The 21040-nt window shown below is 34.8% G+C and carries 18 protein-coding genes and 2 pseudogenes; 18 read left to right on the top strand and 2 right to left on the bottom strand.

Annotation, left to right across the window (positions count from 1 at the left end):
* Positions 1-65 precede the first annotated feature (65 nt).
* The 4 genes from NYQ66_RS14070 (at position 66) to NYQ66_RS14055 (ending at position 5643) form a co-directional block, all read left to right on the top strand.
* Positions 66-1475, top strand: coding sequence for a family 43 glycosylhydrolase (locus NYQ66_RS14070; RefSeq protein ID WP_259870328.1), 1410 nt, complete (start codon positions 66-68; stop codon positions 1473-1475).
* A gap of 79 nt (positions 1476-1554) precedes the next feature.
* Entirely contained in the window at positions 1555-3852 is a 2298-nt protein-coding gene (locus NYQ66_RS14065; RefSeq protein WP_259870327.1) for a glycoside hydrolase family 95 protein, read from the top strand.
* A 29-nt stretch (positions 3853-3881) separates the two neighbouring features.
* A complete protein-coding gene (locus tag NYQ66_RS14060) occupies positions 3882-5036 on the top strand; it encodes a serine hydrolase domain-containing protein (RefSeq protein WP_259870326.1) in 1155 nt (384 codons plus the stop codon).
* A 274-nt stretch (positions 5037-5310) separates the two neighbouring features.
* Positions 5311-5643 (top strand): hypothetical protein, encoded by a 333-nt coding sequence (locus NYQ66_RS14055; RefSeq protein WP_259870325.1) that lies wholly within the window; start codon positions 5311-5313, stop codon positions 5641-5643.
* 159 nt (positions 5644-5802) lie between these two features.
* Here the strand turns inward: NYQ66_RS14055 and NYQ66_RS14050 are convergent, their stop codons facing one another.
* Positions 5803-6240: a GNAT family N-acetyltransferase gene (locus NYQ66_RS14050; protein ID WP_334313816.1), complete on the bottom strand. Its 438-nt coding sequence runs from the start codon at positions 6238-6240 to the stop codon at positions 5803-5805.
* A gap of 104 nt (positions 6241-6344) precedes the next feature.
* Here NYQ66_RS14050 and pdxR point away from each other — a divergent pair, with 104 nt between their 5' ends.
* The 3 genes from pdxR (at position 6345) to NYQ66_RS14035 (ending at position 9777) form a co-directional block, all read left to right on the top strand.
* The gene (gene pdxR / locus NYQ66_RS14045; RefSeq protein ID WP_259870324.1) at positions 6345-7742 is read left to right on the top strand and encodes a MocR-like pyridoxine biosynthesis transcription factor PdxR; all 1398 of its coding nucleotides are present in this window, start codon (positions 6345-6347) and stop codon (positions 7740-7742) included.
* A gap of 165 nt (positions 7743-7907) precedes the next feature.
* Positions 7908-8948: an HD-GYP domain-containing protein gene (locus NYQ66_RS14040; RefSeq protein ID WP_259870322.1), complete on the top strand. Its 1041-nt coding sequence runs from the start codon at positions 7908-7910 to the stop codon at positions 8946-8948.
* A gap of 67 nt (positions 8949-9015) precedes the next feature.
* Positions 9016-9777 carry a YqjF family protein gene (locus tag NYQ66_RS14035; RefSeq protein ID WP_259870320.1) on the top strand — a complete coding sequence of 254 codons (762 nt, stop codon included), beginning with the start codon at positions 9016-9018 and terminating at the stop codon, positions 9775-9777.
* A gap of 204 nt (positions 9778-9981) precedes the next feature.
* Here NYQ66_RS14035 and NYQ66_RS14030 read toward each other — a convergent pair whose 3' ends face one another.
* Positions 9982-10077: a putative holin-like toxin gene (locus NYQ66_RS14030; protein ID WP_259870319.1), complete on the bottom strand. Its 96-nt coding sequence runs from the start codon at positions 10075-10077 to the stop codon at positions 9982-9984.
* A 268-nt stretch (positions 10078-10345) separates the two neighbouring features.
* Here NYQ66_RS14030 and NYQ66_RS14025 point away from each other — a divergent pair, with 268 nt between their 5' ends.
* From NYQ66_RS14025 to NYQ66_RS13980, 11 genes and pseudogenes are all read left to right on the top strand, one after another.
* Positions 10346-12520 carry an ATP-dependent helicase gene (locus tag NYQ66_RS14025; protein ID WP_259870318.1) on the top strand — a complete coding sequence of 725 codons (2175 nt, stop codon included), beginning with the start codon at positions 10346-10348 and terminating at the stop codon, positions 12518-12520.
* Positions 12521-12589: 69 nt separating this feature from the next.
* Positions 12590-13180, top strand: coding sequence for a hypothetical protein (locus NYQ66_RS14020; protein WP_259870315.1), 591 nt, complete (start codon positions 12590-12592; stop codon positions 13178-13180).
* Between the two features lie 113 nt (positions 13181-13293).
* Positions 13294-13683, top strand: coding sequence for a rhodanese-like domain-containing protein (locus NYQ66_RS14015; protein WP_259870312.1), 390 nt, complete (start codon positions 13294-13296; stop codon positions 13681-13683).
* Positions 13684-14382: 699 nt separating this feature from the next.
* Positions 14383-14925 (top strand): site-specific integrase, encoded by a 543-nt coding sequence (locus NYQ66_RS14010; RefSeq protein WP_259870435.1) that lies wholly within the window; start codon positions 14383-14385, stop codon positions 14923-14925.
* 471 nt (positions 14926-15396) lie between these two features.
* Positions 15397-15765: a hypothetical protein gene (locus tag NYQ66_RS14005; protein WP_259870311.1), complete on the top strand. Its 369-nt coding sequence runs from the start codon at positions 15397-15399 to the stop codon at positions 15763-15765.
* Positions 15766-15856: 91 nt separating this feature from the next.
* A complete protein-coding gene (locus tag NYQ66_RS21560; protein ID WP_407652092.1) occupies positions 15857-16033 on the top strand; it encodes an NUDIX hydrolase in 177 nt (58 codons plus the stop codon).
* Between the two features lie 27 nt (positions 16034-16060).
* Positions 16061-16291: pseudogene (locus NYQ66_RS21555) on the top strand (NUDIX domain-containing protein); the annotation flags it as partial.
* 665 nt (positions 16292-16956) lie between these two features.
* Positions 16957-17532 (top strand): sigma-70 family RNA polymerase sigma factor, encoded by a 576-nt coding sequence (locus NYQ66_RS13995; protein WP_259870310.1) that lies wholly within the window; start codon positions 16957-16959, stop codon positions 17530-17532.
* Positions 17525-18904 (top strand): hypothetical protein, encoded by a 1380-nt coding sequence (locus NYQ66_RS13990; protein WP_259870309.1) that lies wholly within the window; start codon positions 17525-17527, stop codon positions 18902-18904. Before NYQ66_RS13995 ends, NYQ66_RS13990 begins: the two co-directional genes overlap by 8 nt.
* Positions 18905-19500: 596 nt before the next feature.
* Entirely contained in the window at positions 19501-19944 is a 444-nt protein-coding gene (locus NYQ66_RS13985) for a hypothetical protein (protein ID WP_259870308.1), read from the top strand.
* Between the two features lie 201 nt (positions 19945-20145).
* A pseudogene (locus tag NYQ66_RS13980) lies at positions 20146-21040 on the top strand (IS3 family transposase); the annotation flags it as partial.

The following is a 21040-nucleotide window of genomic DNA, read 5'->3' as shown; positions in this document are numbered from 1 at the left end:
CAAGCAAAATGATATAATAATATATAATTCAATTAAATTTATAAAGAGAATTGGAGAGATACATAATGAAAAAGCAAGCGTTAAATCCTTACCTTCCTTCATGGGAGTATATTCCTGACGGTGAACCTTATGTTTTTAATGATAGAGTCTATGTTTATGGCTCTCATGACCGCTTTAATGGACATGTCTATTGTTTAAATGATTACGTTTGTTGGTCAGCGCCAGTAGATGATCTCGGAGACTGGCGTTATGAAGGTGTCATCTACAAGAAGACGGATGATCCGCTTAATCATGCCGAAAATATGTGCCTTTATGCACCGGATGTAACGGTTGGTCCTGATGGACGATACTATTTGTATTATGTACTTGATAAAGTTCCTGTTGTATCTGTTGCTGTTTGTGATACACCTGCTGGTAAATATGAGTTTTATGGTTATGTTCATTATTCCGATGGCACCCGTCTAGGAGAGAGAGAGGGAGATCAACCACAGTTTGATCCTGGCTTACTTACAGAAGGAGATAAGACTTACTTATATACGGGATTTTGTCCAGTTGGAGATAAATCTAGGAAAGGCGCAATGGCAACAGTACTTGGTCCAGATATGCTAACTATTCTAGAAGAACCAGTTATCGTATCGCCAAGTGAGCCATATAGTGCTGGTAGTAGTTTTGTAGGTCACGAATTTTTCGAGGCGCCTTCAATGAGAAAAATAGGTGATACGTATTATCTCATCTATTCCTCGGTTGTTTTTCATGAACTTTGTTACGCTACAAGCAAATCACCGACAAGAGGCTTTGCATATCAAGGTGTGATTGTAAGCAACAACGATCTTCATATTGATACCTATAAACCAGCGGAAAAGCCTATGTATTATGGTGGTAATAACCATGGCAGTATCGTTGAAATCAAAGATAAATGGTACATTTTTTATCATAGACATACCAATGGTTCTAACTTCAGTCGACAAGGTTGCATAGAACAAATCGAAATTCTTAGTGATGGAACGATTCCGCAAGTTGAAATGACATCTTGTGGTGCAAATGGTGGCCCACTAATGGGAAGAGGAGAGTATCCAGCTTATCTGGCTTGTAACTTGTTTCATCGTGATGAAGCTATGTACACAGGTGATTTATGGATGAATAGTCAGTTCCCGAAAATCACGCAAGATTGTAAAGATGGCGATGAGGAAATCGGTTATATCGAAAATATGCAGGACTCTGCAACCGCAGGATTTAAATACTTTGATTGTCAGGGAATTAAGACTGTAAAAATTAAAGTTCGAGGGTATTGTAATGGTGCTTTTGAAGTGAAAACAGCATGGAATGGAGAAGCTCTGGCCAAAATACCAGTTGAGTTTACCAATGTCTGGACAGAATATACTGCTGATATTCAGTTGCCAGATGGTGTACATGCGTTATATTTCACCTATACAGGTGGTGGTCGAGCAAGTCTGGCTTCCTTTGAACTAGTTTGATAAAGGAGCAGCTAATTTCTGGGTGTCTTTATTAAAGTTCTCTATGTAAATAACTTACTACTGTTTTGGGGTGACAAAAATGGAGGGTAGTAATAAAATACTTTGGTACGAACAACATGCTATGAATTGGAATGAAGCCTTACCTATTGGTAATGGCAGGCTAGGTGGAATGGTCTATGGGCAAGCGGAAAATGAACGAATTCAATTAAATGAAGATTCAGTCTGGTATGGGGGACCAAGAGACCGAAACAATCCAGACGCATTAAGTCATTTACCGAGGGTTAGATCATTACTTTCCATGGGAAAAGTTAAAGAGGCTGAAGAACTAGCATTACTTGCACTTGCTGGCACCCCTGATTCACAACGGCATTATGAACCACTTGGTGATTTATTATTGAATTTTGAACACAGCTCAAAAGCTATTACCAATTATAAGCGAGAGCTAAGATTAGATAAGGCTTTAGTGAATATTCAATACAATTGCAGCGGAGTACGATACAATCGCGAAATATTCGCTAGTTATCCTGATCAAATTATTGCTATTCGGTTAACAGCTTCCATGGAGCAATCCATCTCATTCCAGATGTATTTTGAACGAGGACATTCCTACAACCTAGATGAATTAGTAGCATTAGATTCAGATATTCTTATGATGAGAGGAAAAACTGGCGGAGAAAATGGTATTGTCTTTCGTAGTGGTATCAAGGTAATCGCAGAAAATGGTCAAGTGTCAACCATCGGAAATAGATTAATTGTCAAAGAAGCGGATACGGTTACGTTGCTGTTATCTTCTTCAACGTCTTATCGTTATGATCAACCTGAAAAAGAATGTATAGAAACGCTTATACGAGCTTCTAAGAAGTCATATAATTTATTACTCCAAAATCATATCGAAGATTATCAATCTCTTTTTAATCGAGTAGATTTAGAACTAGGAGATCAGAATAATAAGCGTTCACTACCAACGAATAAACGATTAGAATTATTAAAAACAGGGGAGTCTGACGAAGACTTCCTAACTACATATTTTCATTTTGGTCGTTATCTTCTCATCTCAAGTAGCAGGCCCGGTTCACTTCCAGCCAATTTACAAGGAATTTGGAATGATAACATGCTTCCTCCATGGGGTTCTAAATTCACGATTAACATAAACACACAGATGAATTACTGGCCAGCAGAAGTTTGCAATTTAACGGAGTGCCATCAGCCTTTATTTGATCATATTGAAAAAATGAGAGGACCTGGAAGGAAAACTGCTGAAGTGATGTATGGTTGTCGAGGATTTACTGCACATCATAATACAGATATATGGGGAGATACAGCTCCACAGGATTTATATATACCTGCGACGATTTGGCCTTTAGGTGCTGCTTGGCTATGTTTACATTTGTGGGATCATTATGCATTTACAGGTGATCTAGCCTTTTTAAAGGAATACTATGGAACAATGAAAGAAGCGGCGCTATTTTTTGTTGATTATTTAGTTGAAACTCCAAATGGCGACTGGATAACAACACCATCTGTCTCTCCTGAAAATACCTATATCTTACCAAATGGTGAGAAAGGGACTTTATGTGAGGGCCCGTCCATGGATAGTCAAATTATATATGCACTTTTTTCTAATTGTATCCAAGCTAGTGAACGATTAAATGTTGATGAAAGATTTCGAGGAAAATTACGAACAATCATCCAAATGTTACCACAGCCAAAAATCGGTAAACATGGGCAAATCCAAGAATGGTATAAGGATTATGAAGAAGCAGAACCAGGTCATCGCCATATCTCACATCTTTTTGCTCTTCACCCAGGTAGAGAGATATCACCAAGAACAACTCCCGACCTAGCAAAAGCGGCAAAGATTACGTTAGAAAGAAGATTGAAATTTGGTGGTGGACATACCGGTTGGAGCAGAGCATGGATCATCAATATGTGGGCAAGGTTGCAAGAGGCTGAAATGGCTTATAACAATTTACTAGATTTATTGAAATCCTCTACCTTGCCAAACTTGTTTGACAATCACCCACCGTTTCAAATAGATGGAAACTTTGGGGGAATTGCTGGAATGGCAGAAATGCTAATCCAAAGTCATACCGAGGAGATTCATTTACTTCCATCCTTACCAAAAGCTTGGACACATGGAAGCGTGAAAGGCCTTAAGGCAAGAGGCGGATTCGAGATAGAAATGAAATGGGAAAATGAACAATTGAGTCATTTGTCAATCATATCAACACTTGGCGGGGAATGTATCATTAGATTAAATCCTTTACAACAGAAAGCATTAGTAGAAAATCAAAAGGTGCAATTAAGGAAACTTGGTGAGAATCTATTTTCATTTCACACAGACACGGGCAGTAAATATACATTTAATTTAGGATAGCTTGTACGATTAAAGGAAGGGTGTTATATATGACTTTATCATCAAAATTAAACAATCTTTTAAATAGTTTTGTAGAAAAAGGGCCAACAGGATGCTCAATGCAAGTGATGCATCAAGGAAAAAACATCTTTGAACAATATGTAGGCTATGCAGACATGGAGACAAACACACCTATTTCGCCAGACAGTATTTTTCGGTTACACTCGCTTACAAAAGTAGTAACTTGTACCGCAGCGCTTATATTGTATGAACGCGGTGAGTTTTTGCTTCATGATCCTTTGGAGGAATATTTACCTGAATTTAAGAACATGCAAGTTTACAAAAAGGATAATCAAGGAGAAATATATACGACTGCTTCACAAAGATCGATTACAGTAAAAGATTTATTCACGATGACTTCCGGGCTAACTTACCCTGGTGATGGAAGTGAGACAGAACGTCAGGCTGGTATTGCGATGGAAAAGCTAAAGAAAGAAAACAAATTATCGAATCGCCAATTATCCAAAGCATTAGCGGCTATTCCGCTTGCATTCGAACCTGGAAAAGAATGGCGTTACGGTTTAAGTCATGATGTTCTTGGTGCACTTATAGAGGTTATAAGTGGAAAGAGCTTAGGGGATTTCATAAAAGATAATATCTTTGAACCCCTTGATATGAATGACACATTTTTCATTGTTCCTGAAAATAAAGTGAATCGTTTGGCATGCTTATATAACAGAAGTGAAGAAGGAGAGCTTAGCCGAAATACTGCATTTGATGAACATTTCCAACCTGAATCTTCATACGAATCAGGAGGAGCTGGTCTTTTATCAACACTCAATAACTTTAGTCGGTTTGCTCACATGTTGGCAAGCGGTGGTGAATGGAATGGTCAACGTATCCTAGGAGAAAAGACGATTAATCTTATGACGATGAATCACCTTAACGAAGAACAGATGCAACAGTTTAATTGGGATTATCTTCGTGGCTATGGTTATGGACTAGGGGTAAGAACGATGATAAATCCAGCTCAAGGTGGATCTAATAGTTCGATCGGAGAATTTGGTTGGTCAGGGCTAGCTGGAACATGGGTAATGATCGACCCTAAAGAAAAAATATCGGCTGTCTATATGCAACAGATGTTTCCTAATTTTGAAGCTTATCATCAGCCGAGACTGCGTTCGGTAATTTATGGTTCACTTTAATCACAAAATTACAACTTCTTATTACTTCGCCTTCATATCGCTAGATTTTTAAATGATAGGCTAAAGGCGACCTGCATTAAACAAAGGAGTTTGCCTAGAAAGATTAAAAAAGTACTCATCAGAGTGCTTTTTTTTTATAAGAAATACCTTTTCTTTTGTTTAATTGGTATAATATGTTAAAGGCTAGAAATTATTTAAGTTGAAGAAACGGAGAAATATGTACTATATCAATTAAGGGGACGTAGTACTTACCTTATAAGGAGTTGGAATTCTTATGCTTTTAATCATTTTTCTATTGTTATTGTACGGATTCATTAGTCAAATAAAAGAGATTAGTATTATTATGTCAACGAAACCCTTCTCACGTAATTATAAGAAATTGTTAATCAGTAATTATATTTGTTTATCAACATACGTTGGGTTTTTCTCCTTTTTTGTCATCCATACTATAGTTGCCTTTGGCTCCATAGAAACAAAGTTCTTCACGGTTAATAACACCTATATATTTACTTTTATTTTTCTAGTGTTTCTATTTATATCGAAGTTTTGGATTATTCCTAAAGTAGATCTAGATCACGGTAAGGCTACATTGAGAAGAAGTATTTGAAATGAGAATATTCAAAGGTTAAGTCTATAGGAGCCTTAAGAAAGCCATGAATGCTTCAACTGACAACACAACTTGCATATAAATGCATCCATCGTTTCACCTATAATTTGTGATACCAAGAAAGGAGTTATATTTATACAACTCCTTTCTTGGTATCACTTAAAGTTTTTTCAAAAATACATAACTCACGCGGTCATAATCCACCTTACTTTCATAAAATCGATGTGCATCTAATCGCTGTAATCCTGATGAGAGCGAGACAACATCGTAGTCATGGTTTTTGGACCATTCTTCCACATAGTTTAGAAGTAGCTTACCGTATCCTTTTGAACGATTGTTTGAATCAGTAATTAAATCACAAACCCAGGTGGACCTTCCATTGTATAACGTGATCATAGGCATGAATCCTGTCACTGCAACAATTTTTCCATTCTCATATAGTGCGACTAACTTATACTCTTCCTTTTCGCTAGCTTCTTGAACTAATTGAATAAATTCACACTCATCGAAATGTGTTCTCAATTGTTTCATTACAGGGTAGGCTTCTCTCCATTCTTCCTTCGTATTTAATTCTCTTATCGATATGTCACTTACCAATTACATCATCTCCTTCTTCACTTACCTTTATTTAATCACATTCTGGTATAATCAAAAGAACCAGATTTGTTATTTTTAAGAGTGCCAGAAATGAGGGGAACATATTGATAGAACTAACACCTTTACTAGATAGTAAAAGTAACAAAGCTTTATACATACAATTAGCAGATTATATAAAACAAGAAATATTAACAGGACGCATGAAACCAAATGAAAAGTTACCATCTAAACGAAAGTTATCTGACCATCTAGGCATAAGTTTAAATACGGTTCAATCAGCTTATGACCAATTGAGTTCCGAAGGGTATGTGATAAGCGAACCTAGGAAAGGTTTATTTGTTACAAAAATGGAAGACGACATTCATATAAACAGAGTAGTTACAAATTACACGGAGTCCATCAAAAACCAAACCCAAGAAGTAAAGATTGATTTTAACTCCGGAAAGGTAGATCTTGATAGCTTCCCGTACACTATTTGGCGCAAGTTAACCATGCAATCCTTATACGAGGATCGAGGAGAATTACTTCATATTGGAGACCCTCAAGGGGAGCTATTACTTCGTGAACAAATCGCTTCTCACCTTTATACTTCTCGTGGTGTGAGATGTAATGCTAACCAAATCATTATCGGTGCAGGTACACAGGTACTTATTGGCTTACTTCATTTAATTATAGGTAGTGATAGGATATACGGGATTGAAAACCCTGGATTTCATCGAACACGTATTACGTTGGAGCATCGAGGAGCAGAAACGGTTTCTATCCCACTTGATGAAGAAGGGATCAGTGTGAAGGCATTAAGAAACACAAAAGCTAATGTCGTATACGTTACTCCATCTCATCAATTCCCTTATGGAATGATTTTGCCGATTTCTAAAAGAATGGAATTGTTGAAATGGGCGGAAGAAACAAATAGTTATATTATAGAAGATGACTACGACGGGGAATATCGTTATAAAGGCAAACCAATTCCTTCCTTACAGGGCCTCGATTCAAACGAAAGTGTTATCTATTTAGGAACATTCTCAAAGTCTTTGATACCATCGATTCGTTTAAGCTACATAGTCTTACCATCATTACTTTTAAAGAATTACCAGGATCACTTCACGATTTATAAGCAAACAGTTTCAAGACTTCACCAAGAAACACTTTATCGTTTTATGAAGGAAGGACATTGGCAAACACACTTAAATAAAATGAGAACACTATATCGGAAAAAGCATAAAACCTTGTTAAATGCAATCGATCATTATTTAGGAGAAAAAGTACAAGTAGTAGGTGAAAAATCTGGCCTACATATTATTTTAGAAGTAAAGAATAAAATGAAGGAACAGGAATTAATTAATAAGGCAATGGATGTTGGTATTAAGGTATATCCTTATTCTATCTATTATTACGGTAAAATGAATTGTTTTCCTAAGATTCTAGTAGGATATGGTGGATTATCTGAGATTGAAATCAAATCAGGTATTCGCTTATTAAGTAAAGCTTGGCAGAACTAGCCTTAGGATACCATACCGAGTTGTTTAAACCATTTCTTTACTTACCCTATCTAGATAAGTTGGGTACATTTTGAATTATGTAGAAAACTACCTTCAATTGGTAAAAATTGTTGAAAATTAGTATAATATGTTAAACAAGGAAAAGGGAAAGGTAGTTTTTATGATATGACGGACTTAAACAATTCTTTATCATTCGGTGATATCTTAGAACATAATATTGTTACGAATAAGGGAGTTCTTCTGCTTAATAAAGGGACACAACTAACAGACAATCATTTAACTTTGCTAAGTCATTTTAATTGGAAATATGACTCTGTAAATAAAGTAGAATCTAGTAATAGATTACAGGAAAGTACTCAAATAAAAGTAAAAAAATTAATAACGGAGTGCATTGACCAATACAGTTCAATCATCGAAAAAATCGAAATAGGGGAGAAACCGGACTTTTTTGGTGTTTTTGAAGGAATGAAGGAAACGTATAACGAGATAGAAGGGTTAGATAATGCTATTGACGTTATTTATGGATTTCAAGATTTAGATCGATATACGTATCAACATAGCGTGAATGTCAGTTTGCTCTCAGGTTTAATAGGCAAAATACTAAATGCTTCTGAAAATGAGTTAAGTCTGTTAATTAATATGGGGATTGTTCATGACATCGGTAAGGTAAGAATTGATAATACTATCCTTAATAAGACAGGGAAATTGACGAACGCAGAGTTTAACGAGATAAAAAAACACACGTTGTTTGGCTATCAAATATTATTAGAGTTAATGGCGAGTGAGAAAATAGCAGAGGGTGCACTTCTTCACCACGAAAGACTTGATGGCTCTGGCTATCCTATCGGGAAGTCAGGAGACGATATTCCTTTTTTAATACAAATTTTATCGATCGCTGATACATTTGATGCTATTTGCACTGAGCGAAGCTATCATGAACAAAGATCTCCCTTTTTTGGAATTAGTGTGTTGCTTCAAGAAGCGAAAGATAACAGATTTAACGAAGAAATAGTAATTAAGTTTGTTAGATACTTAATGAACCAATATAAGGGTAAGAAAATAATGATTAATAATGGGGAAATAGGCGAGATTATTTATGTGCCATACGAAGAACCCCATAAGCCTATTATCAAATCTAACGAAAAAATGTATGATTTACGAAAGGTAATGCTAAAAATTTTAGATTTTGCTGAGAAAGATCAATAGAAATCTTGGAATTTGCGTTCTTTGTTGATTTTTTAAGTCGTATCTAAATAAATGGAGAGTGTTTATAGTGAGTGCGGACAAAAATTCGAATAAAGAATTATGGGACGACAGTCATCGAACTTGGCCATTACCAAACTTGCCTTGGACAATGAAACAAAATTGGCATAACCTTTTGTTTGCCCATTACCCTGTTAAACTTGATGATTTAAGACGGTTGGTACCCGAAGTCTTGCCTTTAGATTCTTTCAATGGAATGGGGTGGGTTGGTGTAGTGCCGTTTGAAATGAAAGGCGTTCGATTACGAGGTTTACCACGCGTGAAAGGCACTGATCAATTTCCAGAACTTAATGTTCGGACGTACGTATCAGTGGATGGTAAACCTGGCGTTTACTTCTTTAGCCTCGAAGCTAGTAACAAGTTAGCAGTGTGGAGTGCTCAAACATTCTATCACTTACCCTACAAGCGTGCTGATATGACTTTGGTAAAAAACGATTCTACTATTGAATTTGAAAGTAAAAGACGAAATACGAATGATTTCAACTTCGCTTGCAATTATAGACCTACATCCGAGCCGTTCTATGCAAAAAAAGGGACTTTTGAGGAATGGATGTCTGAACGCTATTGCTTATATACCACAAACAAAAAGGGAGTACCACTTCGGTGCGATATCCTACACCAACCGTGGCAACTGCAAAACGCAGAGGCAGAGTTCAAACAGAACACAATGTTATACAACCAGGGAATTCTAGTGGCGGATGAAAATCCGATACTCTATTTTTCAAAGAAAATTGAAGTTCGCACATGGCCTTTGGTACGTGCGCTAGAATAACGGCTCTGATTCGTAGGAATTATACTTACGTATGCTTTGCAAAGTTTATTCCATTAACTTATAATTGAGATAATATAACATATAATAAAAAAGCCGAAGCGCTGGTACGCTTCGACTATTCAGTAGTATCCGTAGCTTTACGGTTGCTGTGGGAATAGGTATTAAAATAATCCACCTTAGTCCGGCACAGACTTAACAGGTGGATTATTTTTTGTTCATTTTATCTATCAGTACTATGATTAAGTTGACGAAGGCAACAATGAATATTCCTGTCATAATCATGATCTGTACATCTGACATACGGTCACCCCCGTTCTCCACAGAGGAATAACCGCTCCACCCGAATATATACTACTTACCCAATTATAGCACATATGTTCCCTTTAAGTGAAATAGCATACTATATACAAAAACTCACTTATTTAATTTATATTTATAGGCTACATCTCATGGTTTTATGTGAGAAATATATTATCTTTCTTTAAATACCCCATGCGAACTTTTGTTCCTATTCATGAGAAATTATGCTACACTCTAGTAAAAGCATTTTGTTGGGAGTGGTTTAGCTTTGACTGAATATGTGTTAGAAGGACTAAATGAAAAACAAGAACTAGCTGTTACGACAACGGAAGGATATATACGTGTAGTAGCTGGGGCGGGTTCTGGAAAAACAAAAGCGTTGACAAATAGGTATGCCTATATTGTTGAGAACTTAGGGATAGATCCTTCCAATATACTATGTGTAACATTTACAAATAAAGCTTCTACTGAAATGAAGAAACGCGTCAGGTCATTGATCGGAAGCGGTTGTGATACAGGACTCATCACTACATATCATGGTTTTTGCGTTCGAGTTTTACGAGAAGATATATTCCATCTTCATTATCCAAAACAATTTATCATTTTAGATGAAGAAGACCAGAAGACGATTTTGCGTGAAATATATGAAGAGTTGGGAATAACTATTCGGTATAATTCCTTTAACAATATGCTAAAGAAAATTGCTTCTTACAAAATGGATCCTGCGTATGTAAGAGTTGTTACTAATCCAAATTCGAAATTTAACACAAGTGAAGAGATGGAACTCGAAAAAAAGATCATGAATATGTATCTACTAAAACAGAAAAAAGTCTTTGGCCTGGATTTTGACGATTTAATTAACTTTACTTTTATTCTATTTGAAGATTTCGGACAAGTATTAGATAAATGGCAAACACGACTGCACTACATCCAAGTGGACGAATTTCAGGATAGTAGTCTTAGACAATTCAAATTAATAAATATGCTCAGTGATACAAATGAAAATCTGTTTGTCGTTGGTGATCCGGATCAAACGATTTACGAATGGCGTGGCGCAAGACCCGAGTATTTTGTGAACTTCGATAAGGCGCATCCAACCTGCCAAACCATAGTATTAGATCAAAATTATCGTTCTACCCCAGAAATATTAGATGTTGGTAATTCTCTGATTAAGAAAAATTCATTGCGTATCGAAAAGGATATGTTTACCCATAATCAAAAAGGATTAAAAGTAATACACTATCATGGAAAGCATGAAGAAGATGAGATTAAATGGGTCACGGAAAAAATAAATCAATTAATAGAAGAGAAGCAGGCGAAGAAAAGCGATATCGCAATCCTTTATCGGGCAAGCTTTCTATCTAGATTTATAGAACAAGGATTAATACGTGAAAATATAGATTACACCATTTATGGTGGGATGAAATTTTTTCAACGGAAAGAAATTAAGGATGCATTAGCCTATTTACGATTAATAATTTCCGGGGATGATTTATCCTTTCTGAGAGTAGTGAACACCCCTAAACGAAACATAGGTAAGAAACGCATTCAGTTTATTAAAGAAAAAGCGGACAGAGAAAACCTAACCTACTATGATACATTAAAGAAGTATGCAGGGGACTCTTTATTCAACTCAACAAAGGCGCTTGAATTTCTTGCATTAATTGAAAAGTACAAGCGTGAATATGCGAAGTTAACTGTATCAGAACTATTGCAGAAGCTTCTTCTTGAATCAGGATATGACCAATATCTGCGTGAAGACGGGGATCAAAACCGTATCGATAACCTATCGGAATTTTTTCATTCTATTGTCACGTATGAACAATCGATTGGAGAAGAACTATTGTTGGATGAATACTTACAACAAATAACTCTTTTTACGGATTCAGACAAAGAAGATAAAAGAGACAGTGTAAAGTTAATGACTATTCATACCGCAAAAGGGTTAGAGTTTAAGTACGTATTCTTATGTGGGATGACAGACGGAATTCTGCCAAGCAGCAGGTCACTAGAAGAACGAAAAGTGGCAGCTTTAGAGGAAGAACGAAGATTAACCTATGTCGCAATTACGAGAGCCGAAAAGGAAATGTATATTACTGAATCGGAGGGCCTTTCGAGAAGAGGGTCAAAAAAGTATCCTTCACGTTTCATTTTTGAAATTAAACAAAACCTCGTTAATCGGATTGGAATGCTAGAAGAAGAATTTTATCAAGAATCTGTTCGCTTTGTGGAGGGGTCGAATTTTATGTTAGGAACAGGAGATATACCGTTAAAAGAGAGTGAATCGACAATGGACATCGGAACGAAAGTAAAACATCCAGTATTCGGTGAAGGGATTGTAAAAGAGATTGATGTGAAGAAGAATACCTATTATATTCAATTTGCCGGGATGAAAACGACAAAGCCCATTAATGGTGCATTTAAAGGTTTAAAACGCGTTTAGACTTACTACGAATAGCAAGATTAGACTATAATAAAAGGAGCTAGTGAAGAAAAGGGAGAGGGTTTATACGTGTTTTCAAATGTTCAATTACAACAATTAATTGAAGGTAAAATCATAGGAGGTCGGTTCCCTTATGATACAAATGATGAGCGAGAAATTGAAGCACACATCCGACGGTTATATCATCGTATAAATCGTATCCCGAATTTAATATGTGAGGCTGAGTGGGATCACTTTGGCAGTGGATACGCCTCCTATGTTGAATTCTTTTGTTATCGAAAAGAAGATCTAATAGTTGTTGAAGAAAAATATGGCCATAGAGAGATAAAGAAAACTGGTATTATACTAGATGTATGTCGTCTAGCCCCTGTAGCAATGATGGGGGAAGATGAGAGGTATGAAACTATTCATATCGAATCAAACGAAGTAGTTGGTGGGGCATACGGTTCTTTACTTGGTCGTTACAGACTATTAGACTTGGACGAAAAGTACCATAGAATTGCCGAGCAATTGAAACTGGCACTAATAGAATTTGATATTGAATTATTAGAAACGGAAAAGTTGAATCAATCTTTGAATTTTCAAACAAAAATCCCAACAATTTTTCGTGATCCTAGAGCTTATTTAGTAATGGATGCTATTTTTTATTGGGAGGACTAGGAAACTGCCTAAAAAAGATTGAAATAAATAGTTGTAGGATACTCAGGCTTTCTCATTTCACTGTTAGTGATTTCTCAAGCCTGATGTCCAATATAAGAGAGTAGGGACGAAACTTGAAAAATATAATATCTATATTGGTACTTATAGTAATAGTTTTATTTGTAGGGTACATGCTATATGATAATCAAGGTATCAAAACGATTTCTACAACAGAATTAGCTGATAAAATGCAAGAAAGTGAAGGTTCTAACGATGTGGTATTTGTTGATGTACGTGAACCGGACGAATACGAATCAGGTCACATAGAGGCTATGATTAATTTTCCTCTAAGCGCATTAAAAGATGACCATGCTGCATTACCGACAGAAAAAGAGCTTGTTCTTATTTGTAGGAGTGGTAAACGAAGTATGGAAGCTGCAAAAATCCTAAATGAATTAGGCTACGAAAAAATAGTAAGTGTTGATGGTGGAGTCATGGATTGGGAAGGTAAGCTTGTAAACTAGATTTCGTCTTTTAAAAAAACTATACAGAAGAAACACATGAAGGATTACTGGAAATTACTTCATGTGTTTTTTTTATTACAAAAATATGTCGTCTATCAACTCTTATGTTTTTAACATACTCAAAAGTCTCGAATCAAAATCCGCAAATTAAAACCCATTTTTTTGAAAGAAACAAAATATGTATTATGTTTCATTATGAAAAAATATGAAAACACGTCATATTAAGGTATCCAGTAACCATAGTTTGTTGTAAAATAAAGGGATGATACATATCGATTGTGTACGTTCATGAAAAATATGTAAAAAGTGTACTATTTAGCCTTAGAAATACAAATCGTCTCTGGTGAATTTAGATTGATAACCATTAGGGGAAAAGTATTTAATTTCGTCTGAGAGCGTTTCTCTGCATGACATATATTGGAATTGTTTCTAGATAAACTGGAACAGAAAATCGAACGAGAGATAGAATCATAGGACAAGTCTAAATTTGTTCTATAGGAGTAGGAGTGAACAGAATTGGAAAAGTTACAGTTTTCAGATCATGTGTGGTTAACAGAAGGGCAATATATGTATCTGTTAGATAAATATGGTGAATATGAACTTAAACGTAGAATGGAAGAATTAAACCGTTCGAAAGTTAGAGATGTAAAAAGAAAAGAAATGATAAGATCTGATTATCACGCAATCATCAGTAAAGGAATGCAAACAGTTCAACCAATACGAGATCGTTATCAAATTCACGCGATGAAAGAAGAATTAAAGCAGACCTCATACCGAAATTACTTTTTATTTGTCATGGGGATTAACACAGGGTTACGAATTAGCGACTTGCTGCCACTGAAGGTGAGTGATGTTCGGAATAAAACTCATATCATCCTAAAAGAAACGAAAACAAGAAAGAGTAAACGATTTTTAATTAATGCAGAACTGAGAAAGATCATTGCTGATTATATTGAAGGGAAAGATGACGAAGATTACCTTTTCCCATCGCACAAAACAGACTTACCCTTGCAGAGGGTGCAAGCATATAAAATCCTCAATAAAGCAGCGAATAATATTGGTATAACAGAGTTTGGCACACACAGTTTGAGGAAAACGTTTGGTTTTTGGCATTATACCATTAACAAGAATGTAGCATTATTGCAAGATATATTTAATCATACATCTCCGGATATTACGCTTAGATATATTGGTATAAACCAGGATATTGTTGATCAGAGTTTGGAGAATTTTAGTTTATAGCAATTTTCATTAATTGTTCTATTAAGATTAATATTGAAATTAGCCCTTAAATCAGGCCAATTATATTAAGTTGTGGAGAAACATCCGTAATATACGACTATTTTGAGACAAAACTGCATATCAATGTGATTTGGTCTGTTGTTTTTCCTTCTATATCAATTATTACTGTATACTAAACACTTGAATTAGCAACCAAAAACAGCACAATAACAATAGCTGATATGAACGGTGTGACCGCTTGAAAAAGATGCTACTTCAATTTTTGCTTGATAAAATGAAACACTATTTACCAGTTAAGGACTTCCATTTTTTATGGAAGAATGTGTATGATGGTATTAAGGATGATGAAACCACTGTTTGCTTTTCATTATCGATACTCACGAAAAATCTAAATACATAATTATGCCATTAACGAAGTAGTGCTTGATGCACTAACATGCCAGGTTTGTGTAATAAGAGGAGGGTGGATAAATGAAGATTTTTTTAATTTTAATGCTTTCTCTTATATCTTTATTCGGTTGTAGTAGTCAGGAAGTAGATAATGCTGAGACTGATTCTAACCCAACTAAAATGGTAAAAGAAAAAACGGAAAAAGAAGCAAATCCAGACTATCGTAATATGTTTATTGTGGACATAAAGGAAAGTATTATCGTTATTGCCCCACATGCTATCGACGAGGCTTCTTATCCAGTTTATGAGATATATATTAATAAAAATACCAGTATAGAAGGAAGTAAAGAGAAGTTTGATGAATTAAGTATAAATGATGACGTAAAAGTTTGGGTTAAAGACACAGATGATGATAAAGAAATTGCTGAAAAGTTATTTGTCCATGAGTAAATTGCTTATTCCATTAAAGGGAGCTTATCTGAAACAAGTGATACAGCCCTTCTTGTGTTAAAGAGCAGTAATGTAGAAGAACAAATAACAAATGATAAGGGGTTTTCCAGAAAATATGGATTATGTTAAGGATTTAAGAAATTTAGTTGGTAATAGACCTTTAATATTAACAGGTTCGGTGGTCTTATTACTAAATGAGATTAATGAGTTGTTATTACAACATAGAACTGATGGTGGATGGGGATTGCCTGGTGGTCTTATGAAATAAGGTGAAAGCTTATAGGATACTGCAAGAAGAGAAGTGAAAGAAGAAACAGGACTTAATATAGGAGAATTAAAACTTTTAGGCATCTTTTCAGGTCAAGATTACTATGTTAAGGTATCTAACGGAGATGAACTTTATTCTGTAACAGCGGTGTATGTCTCAAAGGATATAAATGGAAATATTGAAATAGATAAAAAAGAATCTTTTGATCTCCAATATTTTAATCTTAATGAATTACCAGATGCTTTAACAGAAGAATAACAAAGTTATATAGAACCGTACATAGAACAATTAATTAAATAATATTCCTCTTCTCCTTGTTAAACTTCTAATTCCTGCAACAAGGGATACACTTTTCTTTGTAAACAAAAAAGAAATTAATACTAAACTAAAGGAGCTTTGGCTTAAAACTATTGGGGGTTTAACTTGGAGGTTTTCGCTTCCATGTCTCAACGGGTCAATGCCCTCTCATTCCTTCGTCACACCTATCCAAGTGGTGGAAGCCGGTAATTCTAACGGAACGGGTCAGAGCCCTTTTGCACAATAAATCCGGCATTCCGAACTTTCTTTGAGATCCTACGAATAAGCCAATATTCGAAATAAGATTTTAAAAATTACTCGTAATGTTTATTCTGGCATTATTGCTAATTACCTTTTTAACGTTTTTGAAGTATTTAATGAAGAAGGTGAAAATGGAAACTTTGGTCACGGTGGTGGCGATGGTGATGCACCATATAACCAATCTTTGCATTTTGATGCGGATAAGTATGGGGGAACTAATTGTTAAAAGGATATATAGTGAATATTATGTCGTCATTCGTGGCGACCTATTTTTTGTGAAAAGACTTGAAAAATCTGGGACGTTATTGATAAGGGATTCGTCTTATTATTGATATCAAAATTAAAGGAAGCGTGGGGTATAAATCTTGATAAGTGACGAAACAAAAATAAATCATGATATAGCGAGTGATTTATATCAAAATAAAGAAGTCTTTATCGAACAACTCATAGATGATCATGCTAAATCATTAATTAATTTTTGCTATACCTATGTAAAAGATTGGGGAACTGCAGAAGACCTCGTACAAGATACATTGATTAAAGCTTACAAAAAAATGCATAATCTGAAGGATCTACAACAATCAAAAACCTGGCTATATAGCATTAGTGCAAATACGTGTAAAGACTACTTAAGAAAAGAAGCAAGTAGAAAGCGTCTATTTACTAATTTGATAGAAAAACTCTTCAAAAGTTCTCAAGTTCCTGTTGAAGTTGAAGACGAATTAATAAATAAAGAAGAGGCAAATAGTATTGAAGAACTGGTACTAGACTTACCCATAAAATATCGTGAAATTATCTTTCTTTATTATTATAAGGAACTACCGACACCAGAAATTGCTGAACTTTTACAAGTTAGTCAATCAACAGTAAGAACTAGACTAGTAAGAGGTAGGGATTTATTAAAAAATCAACACAACAGAAAGGGTGGAAGTAGTGAGTAATAAGGATTTGTCAAACTTAAAAAGAAAGTTAGACCATAATACTTTCAAGGATAACCCTTTTGATTCCGATCTAAAAAGAAAATATATGAATAGTATAAAACACAATAAAAATAAAAACCATTCTATTCTTTATATTGCTGCTCATATTGTTTCAGCAGCAATAATCGTATTATTAATAATTTCATTACAAGGTGACTATTTTAATCGTTTTTTCTCAAACGAATCCGATGTCCAATTTAATGAACAATATTGGCAGGAGGCAAGGGGCAAAGGTGCAGAAACTTTTCCAGAAAAAGAGGAAGCGATCCAACATTTCATAAAATCTAATCCAAGATCAGATATCGAATATGTACAAACAAAAGATGGTGATGATGTATTAATTGTAAGAAATGATAATCATCAATACAGTGCATATGGTCTTTATTACGATGATAACTTATTTTCAATAGTAAAACTGACTCCAACCATATCGCTGCATAATACAATTTCTGGATATTCAGGATTTACTACTCCGAGTGGAAGTGATTATACCTACTGGGTTGTAAAGCAAGGTCAATTTAAAAATCTGGATGAAGATATAATGAACACATATCTTTTTCACCCTATCTTTATGGAGGAAGAAGACATTACATTGATCGAGGGAGATGTATCGGAACAGGAAAAAACAGGTATAGTACCTACCATGATAGCAAGCACAGAAACACTCTCTCTTTCTGAAAATGATATTACATCACCAAAAGACGCTATAGATACTGCTTTATTAGCGCGAATTAATCGTGATTATGAGAAATATATAAATGTTATCATTGATGATCGCTTTGAAACAAAAGAAGAAGCAATAGAAACCCACAAAAAATATAGTGCTACGATAATTAACTATGAAATTATAAATGAAGAAAAAGTTGATGACAATATGTACAAATATACGGTTGTCCTCGAATCTAGTGCCGGAAGTATGTCACAATACCCGTTATTTTCAGTTAAGCACAAAGGATCTTGGGTATTGAGAATTTTCGAAAAGCCTCTGGATGAATATGATGAATTTAGAGAATCAATGATATTTGAGTCAACACCTAAAGACGCAATTACAAAAGCATTAAACTCCCTTATAGATCGTAAAATTGAAGATTTTGTGAAAAGAAGTATTGACGAAATTGTTAATTCACAAGAGAAAAGAATAGAAATTCTATCGGACTTTGTTACAGAGGGAGATCGAATCGTTGATTATGAAATATTAAACGAGGAAAAAATAAGAGATGACTATTATATGTACACTGTGTGGCAAGAATACCTTTCAGGTGGAAGTTACGAAGCAAGTCTCTATGTAACGAAAATAAATGACCGTTGGATATATATTATTCCTAAGAGATGAGAAAAGATTAGTGATTCATAGGCTTCACCCTATTAGAATAAAAGGATCGTCATTTGACGATCCTTTTACTTTTGAATCAAATAACTTTATTGAGGATAGGTTATTTTTTAAAACATGTAACTATTGTGAACTTTTATTATGATCATTAAAAATTTGGGACCTCTTATGGTTGTGAGTCGTTTAATATAATAGAGAAGTTTAGTGAGCGAATCGATGTTTCAATAGAGTTGTGATGAAGTTAAACCATCTTATATTTTAAATTTACTAAAAGGTGTGGTGTTAATGATTTATCGTTAGAAGTATATATTCAAAACGCTTCTTTTTAAAGAGGTTTTTTTGGGATTTTATGTTAAAATTGAATGTAAGCATTTTTATTGCTGAAAAACGATAGATTAAATTAGTATCATTAATGCATTGCACCTTGGGCACTTGTTTCTTTGATTGTTATGTAGATATAATAATTAAATTTTAAACGTTATCGTTTTAATAAGCACACAAGAATAGGATAATTGACATTACCTGAAAATGTTGATAAGCAATTTCTACATACACTGAAATATTATTAAAAATTGGACATAGAACAAAGGGGAATCAATATGCAAAGACTCTTAAAGGTACCTCACTTTTTATTGTTTATACTACTATTTTCCGCTTGTAGTAATGTAGAAGAAACAACACCTAAAGACGAATTTGCAATCGTTTCGGCTAGTGATACAGAATCTCAAATAATAAGTGTTGATACAGATTTAGAAAAAGAAGCTGGTTGGTGGATGGTTTCAAAAGACGTGAGTACCATGACTATTTCTGTAGAAGCCAAAAATATTGAAACTGTTCTATTTTGGATAGCCCCAACAGGGACAGGGACTTGGGATGAACGCACCCTTATTGGTTATGACATAGATGAGAGTGATGGGTGGTCTTTTACATGGGAGTTTGGTGAGAGAGTGTTTCATGATCATATTACTGTACAGGCGATTGGAAGTGATGGTTCGACACAAGCCCAAGAGACAATCAGTGTTCATTCCAGTGAAGACGAATGATTAATAAATATCTTCTAGTAAGGGCACTTCTTCGAGAGGATTAATTAAAAATAAAGAGGTAGTTATGAATAAATGTTTCATTATTTACTTCAACTTTGACATTAGTAAGTTGTTTATTTGATGCTAGTATAGTTTCATGGACACACCTTAGTTAAGTTTCTATAGATTTGTTACACTATATAGAAGAAAGGTTGTGTCCGTATGGGAAACAAAAATACAGGCAAAAAATATAATGAAGATTTTAAAAAAATGATAGTAGATCTTTATAATTCTGGAAGTTCAGCTAAAGACTTAAGCAGCGAATATGGCGTATCTGAAGTAACTATTTATGCATGGATTAAGAAGTTCTCTCCGATTAAAACAGAAGATGGTGACACTGTTACAGCTGATGAAATTGCTAAGATGAAAAAGCAAATGCTTAAGCTGCAGGAGGAGAATGACATTTTAAAAAAGGCTATGGCCATATTCGCGAAGAAGTAACACTTGCTGAACTAACCACTGTCATCGATGCTCATAAAGATGATCACTCTGTTAAACAAATGTGTGATGTTTTAGGTGTGTCCAAAAGCACGTACTATCAAACGAAAAAGCATGTGGAGTCTAATCGTGATCGTGAAAATAGAGAAATAACTGAGCGTATAAAGGATATTCATGCAGAAAGTAAACAGCGTTATGGAGCACATAAAATCTATGAATCTCTAAAAAAAGAAGGCTATAACGTAAGTATCAAGCGTGTACAGCGCCTAATGAAAAAGGCTGGTATCCGTTCTATCATTGTTAAGAAATTTAGACCTACACCAAGCAAAGAAACAGTAATTGAAAGAGACAATATATTAAAACAAGACTTTAACACCACAAATATAAATCAAAAGTGGGTTGGAGACATTACGTACATTAACACGTTAAGAGATGGTTGGTGTTACTTAGCTTCTGTGATGGATTTACACACGAAGAAGATTATTGGTTATGCTTTCTCACGCTCGATGACAACAGAATTAGTATTAAAGGCTTTGGACAATGCTTATATCACACAACAACCCAATGATGGAGTAGTGTTTCACTCTGACTTGGGATCACAATATACCAGTGAAGATTT

Source organism: Aquibacillus koreensis (genome assembly GCF_025154055.1).
GTDB lineage: Bacteria > Bacillota > Bacilli > Bacillales > Amphibacillaceae > Aquibacillus_C > Aquibacillus_C koreensis.
Note: the sequence above shows the minus strand (reverse complement) of the source record. Positions and strands in the feature narration are given on the sequence as shown.